The following is a 19,215-nucleotide window of genomic DNA, read 5'->3' on the forward strand; positions in this document are numbered from 1 at the left end:
TATGGAGACAAAACAGTATTTAGAAGTATTCATTGATGAAAGCAACGAACATTTGCAGTCGATCAATGATCAACTGTTAAGCCTGGAAAAAAATCCAGGGGACCTGACAATCGTAAATGAAATCTTCAGGTCTGCCCACACCCTCAAAGGAATGTCAGCAACAATGGGGTACCAAGATCTTTCCAATTTGACTCACAAAATGGAAAATGTGCTGGATGCCGTCCGTAATGAAAAAATCCGCGTCGATGAAAATATGCTGGATGTTGTCTTTGATTCAGTCGATGACCTTGAATCTATGGTCCTTGATATTTCCAAAGGGGGGACAGGAGAAAGAAATGTGGAGAAGGTCGTCGAACTTTTACAAACCATTGAAAATGGTGGAAGTGTTTCTTCGGTCGATCAAAAAGAAACCATAGGAACTGGAGATGCCCATGGAGCAGGTGAGTTTTATGTAGATGAGTTTACTAAAACAGCGCTCCAACAATCTAGTGAACAGGGAAAAAGCAATTTTCAGATCGACGTATCACTGAGAGAAGACTGTCTTTTAAAAGCGGCGCGAGTGTATATGGTTTTTGAAGTTTTAGAACAAGCTGGCGACGTCATTCTGTCATCGCCCTCAGTGGAAAAATTAGAGAAGGAAGAGTTTGGAACAACCTTCCAAGTGTTGCTGATCACAGATGAGGACCCTGATGAAATTGAGAATCAGGTGAGGAAAGTATCCGAAATTGAACATGTAAGGGTACAGAACTATGTCATTCCAGTAAGAAAACAAGAAACTTCTGAACAGGAATCATCAGTAACTGGTAATGTTTCGAAAAAAATGAAGGAAAGTAAAAAAGATAGAGAGTCGAAACAGGTGGCTGGCAAAACGATCCGCATAAATATTGATCGTCTTGACGCTCTTATGAATCTGTTTGAAGAGTTAGTCATTGATCGTGGTCGTCTGGAACAGATTTCAAATGATTTGAAGCACCATGAACTTCGAGAAACGGTCGAAAGAATGACAAGGATTTCCAATGATATGCAAAATATTATTTTACATATGCGTATGGTACCTGTCGAACAAGTGTTCAACAGATTTCCCAGAATGGTACGTCAACTTTCTAAAGATTTAAATAAGAGCATTGACTTGAGTATTGTAGGAGCAGAAACGGAACTGGACCGGACTGTAATTGATGAAATTGGTGATCCGCTCGTTCACCTCATTCGCAATGCTCTTGACCATGGGATTGAGAGCCCGGACCAAAGGATATCCAAAGGCAAGTCTGCAACAGGGAAGCTGGAGTTAAAGGCCTACCATAGTGGAAATCACGTCTTCATTGAAATTTCAGATGATGGTGGGGGTATAGATCGGGACAAAGTAATTCAAAAAGCGATTGGAAATAGAGTCGTTACAAAAGAACAGGCCGAAGCGATGCCGAATTCACAGGTCTATGAGTTGATTATGGAAAGTGGTTTCTCAACAGCCGATGAGATCTCTGATGTATCAGGCAGAGGGGTCGGTTTGGATGTTGTGAAAAGCACAATTGAATCTCTCGGAGGGAATATATCTGTCGACTCCATCCCGGATGAGGGGAGTATCTTTTCTATCCAGCTGCCTCTGACTCTTTCAATCCTTTCCGTCATGCTTGTCGACGTTCAAAAAGAGAAATACGCCATTCCTTTATCTTCTATTATCGAGACAGCGATTGTGAAAAAGGAAGATATTATGCACGCTCATAACAAAAAAGTGATCGACTTCAGAGGTAAGATTGTCCCCCTGGTGTTTTTAAAAGATGTTCTTCAAGTTCCAGAGAAATGGGATGAAGAGGGGGATTACTCTGTCGTCGTTGTCCGTAAAGGGGAAAAGATGGCCGCTCTCGTTGTCAATTCATTTATTGGTCAACAAGAGGTTGTATTAAAATCACTCGGTGATTACCTATCTGGTGCGTTCGCAATTTCTGGGGCGACGATCCTTGGAGATGGTCAGGTTGCTTTAATTTTAGATAGTCATGCATTGGTCAAATAAAGAGAGGAGGGACAAAGGTGACAGAAGAAACGACACAACGGAAAGTCATTGTTTTCCAAATTCATGAAGAAGAGTATACCATTCCTGTGGAGTTGGTTGGATCGATTGAACGAATGATGCCTATTACACGGGTGCCTGGTACCAAACCATTTGTAAAAGGAGTATTAAATTTGAGAGGAGTGGTTACTCCTGTCATCGACTTAAGGGAGAGATTTGGAATGGATAAAATAGAGGAAACGGAGCGGACAAGGATCGTCACTGTTAAAATTAAGGAACGGAATGTAGGGTTAATCGTGGATGCAGCGAAAGACGTATTAGATCTTGATGAAGAGAATATCGAACCCCCGCCAGAAGTCACGGGTACTGTGGAAGCGGACTATATTCAAGGTGTCTCAAAAATGGATCAGCGTCTGTTTATTCTATTAAACTTGGAAAAAGTCCTGTCAAAAGAGGATGTTCTTGAGTTGAACCAGATCCATGCGTAATCCAAAAGCATTCACCGAATGGTTCGGACCTGTTCAGTTGAATGTGTTGAAAGAAGTTGGAAACATTGGCGCCGGCCATGCAGCCACATCTTTATCAAAGCTATTAAATAAAAAAATAGACATGCGCGTTCCTGGTGTAGAAGTTGTCGGTTTTGACACAGTTATGGAGCTTGCTGGTGGGGCTGATAAAGAAGTGGTCAGCATTTGTCAAAGAATTGAAGGGGACGCCCCAGGAACGATGTTTTTTGTGCTATCACCAAATAAAGCCGCTCATTTTGTTCAAAGAATGTGTGTATCCACTCCAGTTTTTTTAGGGCATGAAGAAGATGATATGGCTTTATCCGCTTTAAACGAGCTAGGGAATATAGTATCAGGTGCTTATCTGACAGCGCTTGGAGATTTCGCAGCGCTCGAGCTTGCGTCCACAGTCCCTTCGATTGCTCAGGATATGGTTGGGGCGATCTTAAGCATGGGGCTTATTAAAATGTCTCAAGTAAGTGATCAGGCTATTGTTATTAAGACTTCCTTTACCGATGGAGAAGGGAGGAGAGAGGAAGACATCGATGGTCATTTCTTCCTTTTTCCTGATCCTGACTCGTATGTTCACTTCTTTAGGAGTTCAGTAATGTGAGTATTCCTCTACATGTAATAAAAGTTGGAATTGGCGATATGGGAATGGTTCATTCTCCTGATACCATACGAACTTCAGGCTTAGGTTCCTGTGTCGGCATCGTCTTGTATGATGAAGGTAGAAAAACGGCCGGAATGGCCCACATCATGTTACCTGAGGCTAAACTTGCAATGAAAGAAGGATTGAACAGGGCTAAATATGCTGATACGGCGATTGATGATCTAATTGTTGCATTGAAAGGGGCAGGTTCCTCTCCCCATCGTTTAAAAGCCAAACTTGCAGGAGGGGCACAGATGTTCCAATTCAGCTCTTCTCATGACATGATGCGGATTGGGCCGAGGAATATTGAAGCTGTAAAGGAAAACCTTTCTTTGTATCGTATCCCTGTCATAGCAGAAGATGTTGGCGGGAACAGTGGCCGGACAATTGAATTTGATCCTAACACAAGTGCTCTTCACATAAGAACAGTGAATCTGGGAAAATGCGTGATTTGATCAGCGTCTTTTTCTCTATTTCTCTTATACAAAGGGAGTGTATGAAAGGGAGGAAATAATCCATAACAAGAGAAACTTTTTTAGTGCGTATGGATCTTTCTGGAGACTTTGATACGGGATGATCCTTGGAAGAGGTCATGATCGCTTATATGAAGAATCCGATGGTTCAATATTAATAACATTTAAGGACGGGGAGGATTGGAATGACCAGCTGTATATCTTCACAAGAACAGCAGTGGTGGAGTTTATGGACAAAGGAGCATGATGGAGAGGCGGCAAATCGCTTAGTTCAGCAATATGATTATCTAGTAAGCTATCATGTCCAGAGAATATCAGCTCATTTACCGAAAAGTGTGAGTAAAGATGATGTAAGAAGTCTTGGCATGCTGGGGTTGTACGATGCTTTGAAAAAGTTTGACCGGTCCAGGGATCTTAAGTTTGATACATATGCTTCCTTTCGGATTAGAGGATCGATTATGGATGGGTTAAGAAAAGAGGACTGGCTTCCGCGGTCTGTCCGCGATCGTGCAAAAAAAATCGAACAGACGGCTGAGAAATTAGAGCAGGACTTGCAGCGGCCTGCCACCTCACAGGAAATAGCGGATATGTTAAAACTTACTCAGGAAGAAGTAGAGGAAACGGTTAAAGATTCTCTCTTTTCAAATGTTTTATCTATGGAAGAAAAACTCAAAGACGGAAAGGAAGATCATAAAGAAGGCATTGGATACTCCATCCCTGATCATCATACTTTTTCCCCCTATGAATCAGTGATAAAAAAAGAAAATTACGAAGAACTTGCCAATGAAATTGAGAAACTGAATGAGAAAGAAAAACTGGTCATTAGCCTTTTTTATCATGAAGAATTAACGCTGACTGAAATTGGACAGGTGCTAGATCTGACCACATCAAGGATTTCTCAAATTCACGCGAAAGCGATCTATAAGCTTAGACATTCCTTGCAGGATCTTATATCGGTATAGCGAGGAAGACGCTTGTATCCATGGCAATAGGCATTTCCCTTCTCTTTTCAAGTAACAGATGACTTCCCTTTGATTTTAAACTTACACGGACTGAACTAGTGATCATACTTCTTGCAGATCAAAATGGATGTACAGTAAGGTCAATGGTTAGGGGCTGGGGAAAGGGGTATGTCTGCCATAACAAAGAAATAGCATGAGAATACAGACCCGCAACAAAAAAAGATGGGCGAGGGAAATGAATGATCGTATTTTTATTGATAGTCAGTTTTATTATTGATGGGCTACTGATTTTAGCCCTAGGGACGATGATGAAAAAAATTCGTCTTACCGAGGAACTAGAACGCAGACAAAAACAAGTCGCTTCTGAAATTGAAGATTTATTCACTTCATACTTAATGGAAATCAAAGAAGAGAACAAGAGGATGGAAGAATGGTTTACAATGAGTAAGGCTGCCCCGTCCCCAGAAGAGACGAAAAACGCAGGAAGTGAAGTTTCCACTGAACAGGAGTCGGTAACTTCCTACGCTCCACCAGAACCCGATATTGTAGAGAACTATGAGCCGTCACTTCATGCAAAGGTCTTTGATATGAAAGAAAAAGGCTGCAGCATCGAAGAAATTGCAAGAAAACTTCATAAAGGAAAGACGGAAATCGAACTTCTCTACAAATTCCATAAAAACTAATAAAAAAACTTGAACGGACTGATCTCTTATGGTATATTTACTGACGGTGTCAATACGCACGCCTTTGGATTCTCAAGTGAGGTTGCTCTTTTAATAGAGTTCACTAGAGGAAATGAAAGAGGCGGAGGATACTAAAAAAACCAAACAGGAGGAACTATCATGTCTGTAATTTCTATGAAACAGCTACTTGAAGCTGGTGTTCATTTCGGACACCAAACTCGTCGCTGGAACCCGAAGATGAAGAAATATATCTTCACGGAGCGTAACGGGATCTACATCATCGACCTGCAAAAAACAGTGAAGAAGGTTGATGAAGCATTTAACTACGTAAAAGAGGTCGCTGCTGATGGCGGTAATATCCTTTTCGTAGGTACAAAAAAACAAGCTCAGGATACAGTTCGTGACGAAGCTACTCGTTGTGGCATGTATTACATTAACCAACGTTGGTTGGGTGGTACACTAACGAACTTTGAAACTATCCGCAAGCGTATCAACCGTCTTAAAGACATTGAGCGCATGGAAGAAGACGGTACATTCGACGTACTTCCTAAAAAAGAAGTGGTCGATATGCTTAAAGAAAAAGATCGTCTTGTTAAATTCCTAGGCGGTATTAAGGAAATGAAGAGCCTTCCAGACGCAATGTTCGTAATCGATCCTCGTAAAGAGCGTATCGCCATTGCTGAAGCTCACAAATTGAATATTCCAGTTGTAGGTATCGTTGATACAAACTGTGACCCAGACGAAATCGATTATGTCATCCCTGCAAACGATGATGCAATCCGTGCCGTTAAATTGTTGACTTCTAAGATGGCTGACGCTGTCCTTGAAGCTAAACAAGGGGAAGAAACAGAGACAACAGAAGAAACTGAAGCTGCAGTAGAAGCTGCGCAAGAGTAAGAAGGGTCAAAAGGTGATAAGGGGGTATACCTTTATCACCTTTTTTAAAGAATCCATAACAGCTCCGCGTTTCCCGATGGGCCGCGTGGGCTATACTTATATGTAACTATTAAGGAGGCTTTACAATGGCAGTAAACGCTAAAATGGTAAAAGAACTTCGTGAAAAAACTGGTGCTGGTATGATGGATTGTAAAAAAGCACTAACTGAAACAGATGGTAACATGGATAAAGCGATGGAATGGCTTCGTGAAAAAGGAATTTCCAAAGCGGCTAAAAAAGCTGACCGTATCGCTGCAGAAGGTTCTGCGGCAATTGAGATTTCCGGTAACACAGCTGTTCTTCTAGAAGTGAACTGTGAAACAGACTTTGTAACGAAGAACGACCATTTCAAAGATTTACTTAAAGAGCTTGGACAGCACTTGCTCTCTCAAAAACCGGCAACTGTTGAAGAAGCACTTGAACAAAAGCTTCACGGTGACGGAGAAGTACTAAGCAGCTATATTACAGATCGTGTAGCGAAAATCGGGGAAAAAATTTCCCTTCGTCGCTTTGTCATCAAAGAAAAAACGGAAGATGACGCATTCGGTGCTTACCTTCATATGGGCGGGAACATCGGCGTATTAACTGTCCTTGAAGGTTCTACGGACGAGTCTGCTGCAAAAGATGTAGCGATGCACGTGGCAGCGGTTAACCCTCGTTATGTATCCCGTGAAGAAATTCCACAAGAGGAAGCAGATCAAGAGCGTGAAATGCTTAAAACGCAAGCGATGAATGAAGGAAAGCCTGAAAACATCGTTGAAAAAATGGTGGAAGGCCGTTTGAACAAATTCTTCGAAGAAATCTGCCTGCTTGATCAAAGCTTCGTTAAAGATCCAGACCAGAAAGTTAAACAATTCGTAGCATCTACTGGTGGTCAAATCACTGGTTTTAATCGCTTCGAAGTTGGTGAAGGTATGGAAAAACGTGAAGAAAACTTCGCAGATGAAGTAATGAACCAGGTTAAAAAATAATGAGAATGAAAAATAGGGGACACTGTCGGTGTTCCCTATTTTCAAACGGCTACATAATTGCAGATATATGCAAAAGAATGTAGAGGAAATCAGTGAAAACACGGGAGGTAACTATGACTACTGCTCGCTATCGTCGTATTGTATTAAAACTAAGTGGAGAGGCTTTAAGTGGAGAGGCAGGGTTCGGCTTAGAACCTAGTATTATCAAATCAGTCTCCCGTCAAGTAAAAGAAGTGGCTGAACTAGGTGTCGAGGTTGCAGTCGTCGTCGGAGGTGGCAACATCTGGCGTGGAAAGGTCGGCGCTGAAATGGGAATGGACCGTGCGAACGCTGATTACATGGGGATGCTTGCAACCGTTATGAATTCACTGGCCCTTCAGGACAGTCTAGAAAACTTAGGGATTCCAACCCGTGTCCAAACATCGATTGAAATGAGACAAGTGGCAGAACCTTACATTCGAAGAAAAGCCATTCGTCATTTAGAGAAGAAGCGTGTTGTTATTTTTGCTGCTGGTACAGGAAATCCTTACTTTTCTACAGACACCACGGCGGCTCTCAGAGCTGCAGAGGTCGAAGCAGATGTCATTCTCATGGCCAAAAACAATGTGGATGGAGTCTACAATGATGACCCTAAACTAAATGAAGACGCTGTGAAATACGATCAGCTCTCTTATATGGATGTCCTGAATGAAGGGCTGGGCGTTATGGATTCGACAGCTTCATCATTATGTATGGACAACGATATCGATTTATTGGTATTCTCAATAACAGAGGATGGTAACATTAAAAAAGCTGTAATGGGCGAAAATATTGGAACAATCGTGAGGGGGAAATAAACAATGTCTGATGCTGTAATTAATGAAACGAAGCAACAAATGGAGCAAGCAACTCAAGCGTTCTCTCGTCAGCTTGCTACGGTTCGTGCGGGGCGTGCGAATCCTTCAATTTTAGATAATGTCTATGTGGATTACTATGGTGCCGCAACACCACTCAATCAATTAGCTCAAGTGTCTGCACCAGAGCCGCGGCTTCTTGTCATTACACCATATGATAAGAGTGCTATTGCTGAAGTTGAGAAAGCCATTCAGAAAGCGGATCTTGGTCTATCTCCATCCAGTGATGGGAATGTAGTGCGGATCAACATCCCTGCCCTTACAGAAGAACGTCGTAAGGATCTTGCCAAAGTGGTCGGTAAATATTCCGAAGAAGCAAAAGTTCAAGTTCGAAACATTCGTCGTGAGGCAAATGATCGTTTGAAAAAACTTGAAAAAGATGGGGAACTTACGGAAGATGACCTTCGTTCTTATCAGGATGATGTCCAAAAAGTAACAGACCAGAATGTCGAAAAGATCGACCAACTGGCAAAAACGAAAGAAGAGGAAATCATGGAAGTATGATTTCCTGCCTATATATGCCATAAGGTATATCAAGCCGCGCTGTTGATGTTTGGCAGCGTGGCTTTTATTTTGTACACTGTCATAAGGCAGGTCTCAGCATTTTTATTGAGTTTAGTATATAATAGAAAGATGGAACAATCGGACTGGAGGATTGAACATGCCTATCAAGTTTCCATTCACTAATAACAAAAAGCAGCCGGAACCTATGTCGTTAGAGTTGGAGGTTCATCACCTGCCCAAACATGTCGCTATCATAATGGACGGAAATGGCCGATGGGCAAAAAATAGAGGGATGCCTCGGATTGCTGGTCATAAGGAAGGCATGGGAGTCGTCAAGAGAATTGTCCGATATGCTTCAGATATCGGCATTAAAGTTCTTACCCTTTATGCTTTTTCGACAGAAAATTGGAAACGTCCTAAAAATGAGGTAGAATTCCTAATGAAGCTTCCTGTTGATTTTCTTAGTACATATTTGCCTGAACTGATCGAGCGAAATGTCCAGGTCCGGACGATCGGTGACTTTGATGTCTTGCCGGCTCATACCCAAAAGGCTGTAAAAGAAGCGATCGCGAAAACGAAAGATAATGATGGACTTATCCTCAATTTTGCCCTGAACTACGGCAGCCGTTTTGAAATGGTACATGCAGTCAAGCAAATCGCCTCTAAAGTACAAGAAGGGGAAGTGAATGTATCAGATATCGATGAATCGATGTTTTCTTCTGAACTGTACACGTCTGAACTGATTGATCCAGACCTCCTCATAAGGACAAGCGGAGAGCAGAGGCTGAGTAATTTTTTATTGTGGCAGTTGGCCTATGCTGAATTTTGGTTTACTGAAGTTTATTGGCCTGATTTCAATGAAAGCCATTTTGAGAAGGCTCTCTATGATTTTCAAAATCGCAAACGTCGTTTCGGCGGAGTATAAGGTGTGAAAAAGTGTTATGAAGCAAAGAACAATTACAGCAATCGTTGCAGCACTCATCTTCCTGCCCATTGTTATGCTGGGAGGATGGCCTTTTAAAATTTTTGTTTATTTCATTGCTAGTATTGCGCTACTTGAACTCGTAAGAATGAAAAAAATTGCGCGTTATTCTGTGGCAGCCGGCTTAGGGCTGGTTTTGATGTGGGCGCTCATGTTTCCATATGAAGTGTTGGATGAGTCGATTACTTCACAGGACATCATTACTAAGTCTGAAATTACTTTACTTGCCGTGCTAATCTTACTCAGTTATACCGTGCTTGTGAAGAACCGTTTTACTTTTGATGATGCTGGTTTTCTTTTATTATCGGCTATTTATATCGGAATGGGGTTCAATTATTTGATAGAAACCCGAGAAGCAGACATTGAATATATTTTCTTCGCATTATTTGTTGTCTGGGCGACAGACACTGGTGCCTATTTATTCGGGAGGGCATTAGGCAAACATAAACTGTGGCCGCAAATCAGTCCGAAGAAAACGATTGAGGGTTCAGTTGGAGGAATTATCCTGGCGTGCGCAGTAGCTTTGGTTTTCCAGATCGTTCATCCGCTTGACCATTCTCTTATCATCGTCTTATTAGTCACCGTGCTAGTATCTATCGCTGGCCAGATCGGCGACTTGGTCGAATCTGCTTTTAAGCGACATTATGCTGTGAAAGACTCCGGAAAGATCTTGCCAGGTCATGGAGGGGTCCTTGATCGGTTTGACAGCCTGATTTTCATCCTGCCGATCTTACATTTGATCAATTTTATTTCTTAAGTGAGAGGAGTTATACATGATGAAATACATCTCCTTATTGGGTGCTACGGGTTCGATAGGCATCCAGACTCTGGATGTGATACGCCTGCACCCTCACCAATTTTCTTTATATGCAATGGCCTTTGGAAAGAATATAGACAAAGCTCTTCCGCTTATACAGGAATTTAAACCTTCATTGGTTGTTGTTCAAGATGAGGATACCAAGAAAAAACTCCAGCAGGAAATTGACCATACACAAATTCTTTGTGGAGGAGAAGGTTTAATAGAGGCTAGTGTAGCCGACCCTGTTGATGTAGTGGTGAATGCGGTAATGGGAAGTGTAGGATTGCCAGCTACTCTCAAAGCTATCCAAGCGAAAAAGCAAATCGCCATTGCCAACAAGGAAACGCTTGTTACTGCGGGGCACTTGGTTATGGCTGAAGCCAAGAAGCATAACGTGGCTCTTCTCCCTGTTGATAGTGAACATTCGGCTATATTTCAAGCGTTGAACGGAGAGCAAAGAAAGGATATTCATAAACTTATCATTACCGCATCGGGAGGAAGTTTTCGTGATAAAACAAGAGAAGAACTCATCGGTGTGACCGTAGATGATGCATTAAACCATCCAAATTGGAGCATGGGGGCCAAGATCACCATTGATTCTGCATCGATGATGAACAAAGGCTTAGAAGTGATTGAGGCTCACTGGCTTTTTGATGTACCTTATGAGCAAATTCATGTTATTCTTCATAGAGAAAGTGTTATTCATTCAATGGTCGAATTTGTAGACCGGAATGTCATTGCCCAATTGGGAACACCTGATATGAAAGTGCCGATTCAATACGCCTTAACTTATCCGGTGCGTAAAGATCTCTCCATAACTCAACACCTGGATCTAGAAGAGGTGGCAACATTGAACTTTCAAAAGATGGACATGGAACGTTTTCCATGTTTGAGAATGGCCTTTGAAGCTGGTAAAGAAGGTGGTTCGATGCCTGCGGTATTAAACGCAGCTAACGAAGAAGCTGTTCAGCAGTTTTTGGAAGGGAAAATTTCCTTCCTAGATATCGAGAAATACATCGAACTGGCATTAGAAAAGCATGACAAGATTCATAACCCCGACTTGTCTACCATAATTTCTATTGATGAGGAAACTAGGAGAAATGTCCGTTTCCAAATAAATTAAAAGCTCTGTCTATTTTCTTTGTGAGAAGCTTTCTTATTTATATTGATAAGGGATGATGCTCTCATAATCCAACAACCAAACCAGAGCGAAACTAAAGGAAGGTGCTTCATTTGACTACAGTGATTGCATTTATACTTATGTTCGGACTTTTAGTGTTCGTCCATGAGTGGGGGCATCTCATTTTTGCTAAGCGGGCTGGAATGCTTGCAAGGGAATTTGCGATCGGATTTGGACCGAAAATTTTTGCATTTACTCGGAATGAAACTCTTTATACCATCCGTCTTTTGCCAATTGGCGGGTATGTCCGGGTTGCAGGAGAAGATCCTGAAATAGTTGAATTAAAAGCGGGCCACCATATCGGCCTTGAGTTTAATGAAGAAGGTAAAGTAAACAGGATTATCGTCAACAATAAAGATAAACACCCCCAGGCAAGGGTCATTGAAGTCGAACGAGCGGATCTCGACCATCGACTTGTCATTGAAGGTTATGAGATGGATGAAGATGAAAAGCTTTTCTTTGAAGTAGAGCCAAAAGCCATGTTCGTTATGGACGAAAAAGAAACACAAATTGCCCCATATAATCGTCAATTCGCATCTAAAACAGTACCACAACGAGCGATGCAGCTTTTTGCAGGACCTATGATGAACTTTGTATTAGCTATCATCCTGTTCATGATTTTAGGATTTATCCAAGGAGTCCCTTCGAATGAAGCGAAACTTGGGGACATTCAACAAAACTCACCAGCCGAACAAGCTGGTCTTCAGGCTGGTGATGAAGTGACTGCAGTGGACGGGGAATCCGTGAGTACGTGGGAAGAGTTTACGACGATTATCCGTGCTCACCCTGAGGAAGAGGTTACGCTAACTGTTAATAGAGATGGGACCAGTCAACAATTGAATGTAACTCCAGATGCAATTGAAGACCGGGAGGTAACCATCGGTCAAGTGGGGGTTGCCCGAGCTTTCGAAGAATCGTTTGCTAAGAAAATCACCTTCGGATTTACACAAACCTATGAATGGTCATCCCTAATTTTAACGAATTTAGGTAAATTGGTAACTGGTCAATTCTCCCTTGATATGTTGTCAGGACCTGTAGGTATATATGATGCTACAGATCAAGTTGTCCGTACTGGTTTTACAAACTTTGTCATGTGGACATCTATTTTAAGTATTAACCTGGGTATTGTAAACTTACTCCCGCTACCTGCCCTTGATGGCGGCCGATTATTATTTGTCGGACTAGAGGGATTACGAGGGAAACCGATTGATCCCCAAAAAGAAGGAATTGTCCATTTCATTGGATTCGCTTTACTCATGCTATTAATGCTTGTGGTCACATGGAATGATATTCAGCGTTTATTCTTATGATTGTTAATAGCTGGAAGCCCTGAGGTGATCGGTGATTCCTTGGCTTCTGGCTTCTTTATTTAAGTAAAATAAAGGTAAACCAAAAAAGTTTATATTAAAATAGAACTGAGGTGCATGTTATGAGACAAAGTCATATGTTAATTCCAACCCTTAAAGAAAACCCTGCCGATGCTGAAATAAAGAGCCACCAGCTACTCGTTCGTGCTGGTTACATACGTCAAGTTGCTTCAGGTATTTACAGCTTTCTTCCGATCGGACGACGAGTCCTAAGTAAAGTAGAGAATATTGTCCGTGAAGAGATGGAAAAGATCGGCGCTCATGAGATGGCGATGCCGGCTCTTGAACCATCGGAACTATGGAAGGAAACAGGTCGATGGACAACATTCGGTTCAGAATTAATGCGAATAAATGATCGTCACAATAGGGAATTCGCTTTAGGTGCGACGCATGAAGAAGTAATTACAAGTCTTGTCCGCAATGAAGTGAAAAGTTATAAACAGCTTCCTTTGACTGTTTTCCAAATACAAAATAAATTCCGTGATGAAGCGCGCCCCCGTTTTGGTCTTCTTCGTGGCCGTGAGTTCCTTATGAAAGATGCCTATTCATTTAATGAATCATATGAAAGCCTTGATGAAACGTATGAGAAGATGTTTGAAGCTTATTCAAATGTATTCAGACGATGCGGGTTGAATTTCAGAGCAGTCATTGCTGATTCAGGAGCGATGGGTGGAAAAGATACGCATGAGTTTATGGTTCTTTCTGAGGTTGGTGAAGATGTCATTGCTTACTCAGATACATCTCGTTATGCGGCAAATATTGAAATGGCTCCAGTAGTTACAACCTATGAAAAGTCTACGGAAGCTCCAGGTACTATGGAGAAAGTTGAAACACCAGGTCAAAAAACAATGAAAGATGTGGCTGATTTCTTAGGACATGAGGTACATCAAGGAATTAAGTCTATCCTTTTCCAAGTGGATGACCAATTTGTCCTTGCACTTACACGCGGGGACCACGAAGTAAATGATGTGAAATTGAAAAATCTCTATGATGCGGATATGGTAGAATTGGCATCAGAAGAAGATACCAAGCGTCTTCTGGGGGCTGGCTTTGGTTCATTAGGACCTGTAAATGTTCCAGAAGAAGTGGAGGTTGTCGCTGACTTTGCTGTAGAAGCCCTTGTGAACGTGTCTTGTGGAGCAAATGAAGAAGGCATTCATTTTAAAAATGCTACACCTGGGAAGGATTTTGAGGTCACTCAATATGCAGATTTAAGATTCATTCAAGAAGGAGATCCCTCTCCGGATGGAGAAGGAACGATTAAATTCGCCCGGGGCATTGAAGTCGGACATGTCTTTAAATTAGGAGAATTTTATTCAGAGCGAATGAATGCGACTTTCTTGAACGATCAAGGAAAGGCAAAAACAATGATTATGGGATCATATGGGATCGGTGTTTCCAGGACGCTTGCGGCGATCGTAGAACAACACCATGATGATCGTGGGATCACATGGCCAAAAAATATGGCTCCATATCAAGTCCATTTGCTCTCCATGAATCCTAAAAAGGAAGAACAGAAAGAATTGGCAGATCAATTATATGATTCACTGCTTGAAGCTGGCATCGATGTCTTATATGATGATCGTAAAGAACGAGCAGGAGTTAAGTTTGCAGACAGTGATCTGTTTGGGATTCCTGTAAGAATTACCGTTGGAAAACGCGCTTCAGAAGGTGTTGTAGAAGTTAAAGAACGTGCAACTGGAGATCAAACGGAACTAGAAGTAAAGGAAATCGTTGACTATATAAAGAACTGGTACAAAGCCTAATACCTTGAAGGAAAAACATACCCTTGCTTTTTCATAATAGCAAGGGTATTTTCCATGTCAGGTGTCGGTTTGGAAAGAGGAGGAATTTCGTTGAGTGTGAGCAATAAAGAGAAAATGCATTATCTACTGGAACAAATCCAGTTTCCACATGATCTAATCGAACCTCACTTTAAAGACAGCAGTATGCAAAAACTAGTGGTTTATCGTGAAAAGAAATTGTGGCATTTTCATTTTCTAATGCCGAAACCATTGCCTCCATCTGTTTATGAACTTTTTACGAGTAAACTTGTATCCACATTCCGTTCCATAGCAGATGTGACCTGGACCATTGATACAACTGAAAAAGAAGTGGCTGTATCTGATGTACTGGAATACTGGCAAAGTTTTATTAAGTCTATGAGTAATCTTACTCCGGGGTACAAAGATTTACTATTAGAACAACAACCCGAAGTGAACGGAAATAAGATTATGTTAACTTGCAGGAACCTTGCTGAAAGCCATGCGATCCAAAAAAAATTGGAAGAACCGTTAAAGATGTACTGCACCCAGTGCGGGATTCCTTCCTTCATGCTTTCAACCAGAGTAAAAGAAGAAAGGGAAGAAATAAAACGTTTTCAAGAAGAGCGACAGAAAGAAGATAAAATCCTTGTTCAACAAGCTGTCAAAGAACAAGAGGAAAGAGTGAAGGATAAAGATGAAACGAAACCAAAAGGTCCACTAGAAATTGGCTATAAAATTCAAGATGACATTGTGCCCATGGAAGAGATTAAAGAAGAAGAGAAAAAGCTCGCTGTTCAAGGATATGTGTTTGATGTTGAAATCAAGGAACTTCGTTCTGGAAGGCATTTACTTTTATTAAAGGTTACGGATTATACCGATTCTTTCTCTATCAAAATGTTTTCCCGTGGAGACGATCACGCTGAGCTGTTCAAACATGTCAGTGAAGGCATGTGGATCAAAGCGCGTGGGGGAATTCAGACAGACAATTTCACAAATGAATTGACGATGATGGCCAACGATATTAATGAAATTAAGCCTAAATTAAGAGAAGATGCAGCGCCTGAAGGTGAGAAAAGAATAGAACTGCATGCCCATACAACGATGAGTGCGATGGATGCCCCTGTCTCCCCGGCCCGTTTAATTCAAAAAGCAGCTGATTGGGGGCATGAGGCGATCGCCATCACAGACCATGCAGTTGTTCAAGCCTATCCAGATGCCCATGCAGCTGGCGAAAAAAATGGAGTAAAAGTTATATACGGTGTGGAAGCCAATCTTGTTGATGACGGGGTCCCGATTGCTTATGAAGAACAGGACCGCGAACTTGAGGATGCGGTGTATGTCGTTTTTGACGTGGAGACGACAGGCCTTTCAGCTGTTTACGATAAAATTATTGAACTTGCAGCTGTAAAAGTTCAAGGAGGGGAGATCATCGATCGATTCGAGTCTTTCGCAAACCCTCATCAGCCATTATCTCAAACGACGATCGATCTCACAGGTATCACGGATGACATGGTTAAAGATGCACCAGAGATTGAACAAGTGTTAAGAGATTTCCATGAATGGACAGAGGATGGCATTCTAGTCGCTCATAACGCTAGTTTTGATATGGGATTCTTAAATGCAGGATATCAGGCCATTGATCTTGGTAAATCAAAAAATCCCGTGATTGACACGTTAGAACTTGCGCGTTTCCTAGTGCCTGAATTAAAGAATCACCGTTTAAATACCCTTTGTAAAAAATTCGATATAGAATTAACTCAACACCATAGGGCTATTTATGATGCGGAAGCTACCGGCTATTTGCTTTGGAAACTTATTAAAAGAGCGATGGAGAAGGGGATCACTAATCATAAGAACTTGAATGATTACATGGGAGAAGGAAAGGCCTATCAACGTTCACGTCCGTCCCACTGCACACTGCTTGCGACCAACAGCACAGGGTTGAAAAACATTTATCGACTTGTCTCCGAAGCTCATGTCAACTACTTTTATCGTGTACCTCGGGTTCCACGATCTGTTCTTGCAAAGAACAGGGAAGGGATTCTGGTTGGTTCCGGATGCGATAAAGGAGAAGTTTTCGAGACTATGATGCAAAAGTCAGAAGAAGAAGCAGAAAAAGTGGCAGAGTTTTATGATTATATTGAGATACAACCGCCGGGAAATTATAGACACCTGCTTGAAAAAGACTTAGTACAAACAGAGGCACAAATACTTGATATCTTGAAACGATTAGTGGCTATGGCGGAGCGGTTAGGTAAAACAGTGGTGGCTACAGGTAATACACACTATGTCGAGCCTCACGAAAAGCAATACAGGCAAATTCTTATCTCATCCCAGAACGGAAATCCGCTTAATAGGCAGACCCTTCCGGAAGTTCATTTTAAGACAACAAATGAGATGATAGAAGAATTGTCTTTCCTTGGAAAAGATAAAGCGAAGGAACTTGTCGTTGCCAATACCCACAAAATAGCTGCTCTTATTGAAGAGGTTTCCCCAGTTAAAGATGATTTGTATACACCGAATATCGAAGGTGCCGATCAGGAAATTCGTGAAATGTCTTATAATAAAGCGAAAAGTATTTATGGAGAGCCGATCCCGGATTTAATTGTTAAACGACTGGAGAAAGAACTGGACAGTATCATAGGAAATGGATTTGCGGTTATTTACCTGATTTCACAAAAACTTGTAACGAAGTCCCTTGAGGATGGTTACTTAGTTGGCTCACGGGGTTCTGTAGGTTCATCTTTTGTGGCCACTATGACGGATATTACAGAAGTAAACCCGTTACCTCCACACTATGTATGTCCCAACTGCCAATATAATGAATTTTTCACTGATGGTTCTGTTGGTAGTGGGTTTGACTTACCAGAGAAAGAATGTCCTGAATGCGGCACCCCGCTAACAAAGGACGGTCAAGATATCCCGTTCGAAACTTTTCTAGGTTTCAAAGGAGATAAAGTTCCGGATATTGATTTGAACTTCTCTGGTGAATACCAGCCACATGCCCATAACTATACGAAAGAACTTTTCGGTGAGGACAGTGTCTATCGCGCGGGGACGATTGGAACCATTGCTGAGAAAACTGCCTATGGTTATGTGAAAGGGTACGCAGGAGATCACCAGTTAATTTATAAAAATGCTGAAATCGATCGCTTAGTCCAAGGGTGTACAGGTGTGAAACGAACAAGTGGCCAACACCCTGGGGGAATCATTGTTGTTCCTGATGATATGGAGATTTATGACTTTTCGCCGATTCAATACCCAGCGGATGATACGAAGTCTGAGTGGCGAACGACCCACTTTGATTTCCATTCCATTCATGATAATCTGTTGAAATTAGATATTCTCGGACACGATGATCCGACTGTTATCCGCATGCTGCAGGATCTTAGTGGCATTGACCAGAAGGAAATTCCTGTGGATGACCCTGAGGTTATGAAAATATTCAGTGGTCCTGAGGCACTTGGAGTGACTGCAGACCAGATTATGTGTAAAACAGGTACTCTCGGGGTGCCGGAATTCGGTACAAGGTTTGTTCGGCAAATGCTTGAGGATACCAAACCGAAAACATTTGCTGAACTTGTCATCATATCTGGCTTATCCCATGGTACCGATGTTTGGCTGGGAAACGCTGAGCAGTTAATTAATGATGGCATTTGTACTTTGCCAGAGGTTATCGGTTGCCGAGATGATATTATGGTCTACCTGATGCACAAAGGCCTGGAGCCTTCTCTTGCCTTTAAAATAATGGAGTTTGTCCGTAAAGGTCGTGGGCTGCAGGATGAATGGATTGAAGAAATGAAAAAACACGGGGTTCCGGACTGGTATATTGATTCATGTAAAAAAATCAAATATATGTTCCCGAAAGCACACGCTGCTGCTTATGTATTAATGGCTGTAAGGATTGCTTATTTTAAAGTCCATTACCCGATTTATTTCTATGCCGCCTACTTTACGGTAAGGGCCAGTGACTTTGAGTTGGAAACAATGGTGAAAGGGTCAGATGCGATCCGAAAACGATTAAAAGAAATCCAGGAAAAAGGCCTGGATGCAACACCTAAGGAGAAAAGCTTGATGACTGTTCTTGAACTGTCCCTTGAAATGTGCGAGAGAGGATATGGGTTTAAGAACGTAGACCTTTATCGCTCAAGTGCCACAGACTTTCTTGTAGATGGAAATGTACTGATTCCGCCTTTCAATGCGGTCGACGGTCTTGGTACGAATGCTGCGATCAATATTGTAAATGCCAGGGAAGATGGGGAGTTTTTATCTAAGCAGGACTTGAGAGAGCGAAGCCGTATATCCAAGACTGTTCTAGAATACCTGCATAACTTCGGCTGTTTGGAAGGAATGCCTGACGAAAACCAGCTTTCCCTTTTCTGATTTAACGAAGTAGGGTTGCTCAATCTTTCTTGATTTGCATAGATTAAGCAACTATGGTATATTTTTTATGGTGAGAAGAGCGATACGAACGACGAAAGAGTGGGGAAACCCACTCTTTCGTCATATTCTTAGCCTCTTGCTTGTGGAGAAACT

Annotated in this window: 16 protein-coding genes; all 16 read left to right on the forward strand. The window is 41.8% G+C overall.

What is annotated here, in order from left to right; genetic code table 11:
* The first annotated feature begins 1 nt into the window (after nucleotide 1).
* The 16 genes from BLW54_RS08825 to BLW54_RS08900 all read left to right on the forward strand — a co-directional run bounded on the left by BLW54_RS08825 (nucleotide 2) and on the right by BLW54_RS08900 (nucleotide 19,062).
* A complete protein-coding gene (locus BLW54_RS08825) occupies nucleotides 2-2,008 on the forward strand; it encodes a chemotaxis protein CheA (protein WP_074734056.1) in 2,007 nt (668 codons plus the stop codon).
* 17 nt (nucleotides 2,009-2,025) lie between these two features.
* Nucleotides 2,026-2,493, forward strand: a complete 468-nt coding sequence (locus BLW54_RS08830) for a chemotaxis protein CheW (protein WP_035505307.1) — start codon at nucleotides 2,026-2,028, stop codon at nucleotides 2,491-2,493.
* Nucleotides 2,486-3,124: a chemotaxis protein CheC gene (locus tag BLW54_RS08835; protein ID WP_074734058.1), complete on the forward strand. Its 639-nt coding sequence runs from the start codon at nucleotides 2,486-2,488 to the stop codon at nucleotides 3,122-3,124. Before BLW54_RS08830 ends, BLW54_RS08835 begins: the two co-directional genes overlap by 8 nt.
* Nucleotides 3,121-3,618, forward strand: a complete 498-nt coding sequence (locus BLW54_RS08840) for a chemotaxis protein CheD (RefSeq protein ID WP_035505304.1) — start codon at nucleotides 3,121-3,123, stop codon at nucleotides 3,616-3,618. The genes BLW54_RS08835 and BLW54_RS08840 overlap by 4 nt, the downstream gene beginning before the upstream one ends.
* A 203-nt stretch (nucleotides 3,619-3,821) precedes the next feature.
* Nucleotides 3,822-4,598 (forward strand): FliA/WhiG family RNA polymerase sigma factor, encoded by a 777-nt coding sequence (locus BLW54_RS08845; protein WP_074734060.1) that lies wholly within the window; start codon nucleotides 3,822-3,824, stop codon nucleotides 4,596-4,598.
* Nucleotides 4,599-4,837: 239 nt separating this feature from the next.
* A complete protein-coding gene (locus BLW54_RS08850) occupies nucleotides 4,838-5,281 on the forward strand; it encodes a DUF6115 domain-containing protein (protein ID WP_074734062.1) in 444 nt (147 codons plus the stop codon).
* Between the two features lie 159 nt (nucleotides 5,282-5,440).
* The gene (rpsB, locus tag BLW54_RS08855) at nucleotides 5,441-6,178 is read left to right on the forward strand and encodes a 30S ribosomal protein S2 (RefSeq protein WP_074734064.1); all 738 of its coding nucleotides are present in this window, start codon (nucleotides 5,441-5,443) and stop codon (nucleotides 6,176-6,178) included.
* Nucleotides 6,179-6,303: 125 nt separating this feature from the next.
* Nucleotides 6,304-7,188: a translation elongation factor Ts gene (gene tsf / locus BLW54_RS08860; RefSeq protein WP_074734066.1), complete on the forward strand. Its 885-nt coding sequence runs from the start codon at nucleotides 6,304-6,306 to the stop codon at nucleotides 7,186-7,188.
* Between the two features lie 113 nt (nucleotides 7,189-7,301).
* A complete protein-coding gene (gene pyrH / locus BLW54_RS08865; RefSeq protein ID WP_035505295.1) occupies nucleotides 7,302-8,024 on the forward strand; it encodes a UMP kinase in 723 nt (240 codons plus the stop codon).
* 3 nt (nucleotides 8,025-8,027) lie between these two features.
* The gene (gene frr, locus BLW54_RS08870; protein WP_035505294.1) at nucleotides 8,028-8,585 is read left to right on the forward strand and encodes a ribosome recycling factor; all 558 of its coding nucleotides are present in this window, start codon (nucleotides 8,028-8,030) and stop codon (nucleotides 8,583-8,585) included.
* Between the two features lie 157 nt (nucleotides 8,586-8,742).
* Nucleotides 8,743-9,510 carry an undecaprenyl pyrophosphate synthase gene (gene uppS / locus BLW54_RS08875; protein WP_035505291.1) on the forward strand — a complete coding sequence of 256 codons (768 nt, stop codon included), beginning with the start codon at nucleotides 8,743-8,745 and terminating at the stop codon, nucleotides 9,508-9,510.
* 16 nt (nucleotides 9,511-9,526) lie between these two features.
* Nucleotides 9,527-10,324, forward strand: a complete 798-nt coding sequence (locus BLW54_RS08880; RefSeq protein ID WP_035505289.1) for a phosphatidate cytidylyltransferase — start codon at nucleotides 9,527-9,529, stop codon at nucleotides 10,322-10,324.
* Nucleotides 10,325-10,343: 19 nt separating this feature from the next.
* Nucleotides 10,344-11,489 carry a 1-deoxy-D-xylulose-5-phosphate reductoisomerase gene (gene dxr / locus BLW54_RS08885; RefSeq protein ID WP_074734069.1) on the forward strand — a complete coding sequence of 382 codons (1,146 nt, stop codon included), beginning with the start codon at nucleotides 10,344-10,346 and terminating at the stop codon, nucleotides 11,487-11,489.
* 110 nt (nucleotides 11,490-11,599) lie between these two features.
* Nucleotides 11,600-12,856, forward strand: a complete 1,257-nt coding sequence (rseP, locus tag BLW54_RS08890; protein WP_074734072.1) for an RIP metalloprotease RseP — start codon at nucleotides 11,600-11,602, stop codon at nucleotides 12,854-12,856.
* Between the two features lie 119 nt (nucleotides 12,857-12,975).
* Nucleotides 12,976-14,679, forward strand: coding sequence for a proline--tRNA ligase (locus BLW54_RS08895; protein ID WP_035505282.1), 1,704 nt, complete (start codon nucleotides 12,976-12,978; stop codon nucleotides 14,677-14,679).
* A 90-nt stretch (nucleotides 14,680-14,769) separates the two neighbouring features.
* Nucleotides 14,770-19,062: a PolC-type DNA polymerase III gene (locus BLW54_RS08900; protein WP_074734077.1), complete on the forward strand. Its 4,293-nt coding sequence runs from the start codon at nucleotides 14,770-14,772 to the stop codon at nucleotides 19,060-19,062.
* The last annotated feature ends 153 nt before the right edge of the window (nucleotides 19,063-19,215 follow it).

Origin of the sequence: Halobacillus karajensis, from assembly GCF_900108515.1 — a bacterium.
Lineage (GTDB): Bacteria > Bacillota > Bacilli > Bacillales > Halobacillaceae > Halobacillus > Halobacillus karajensis.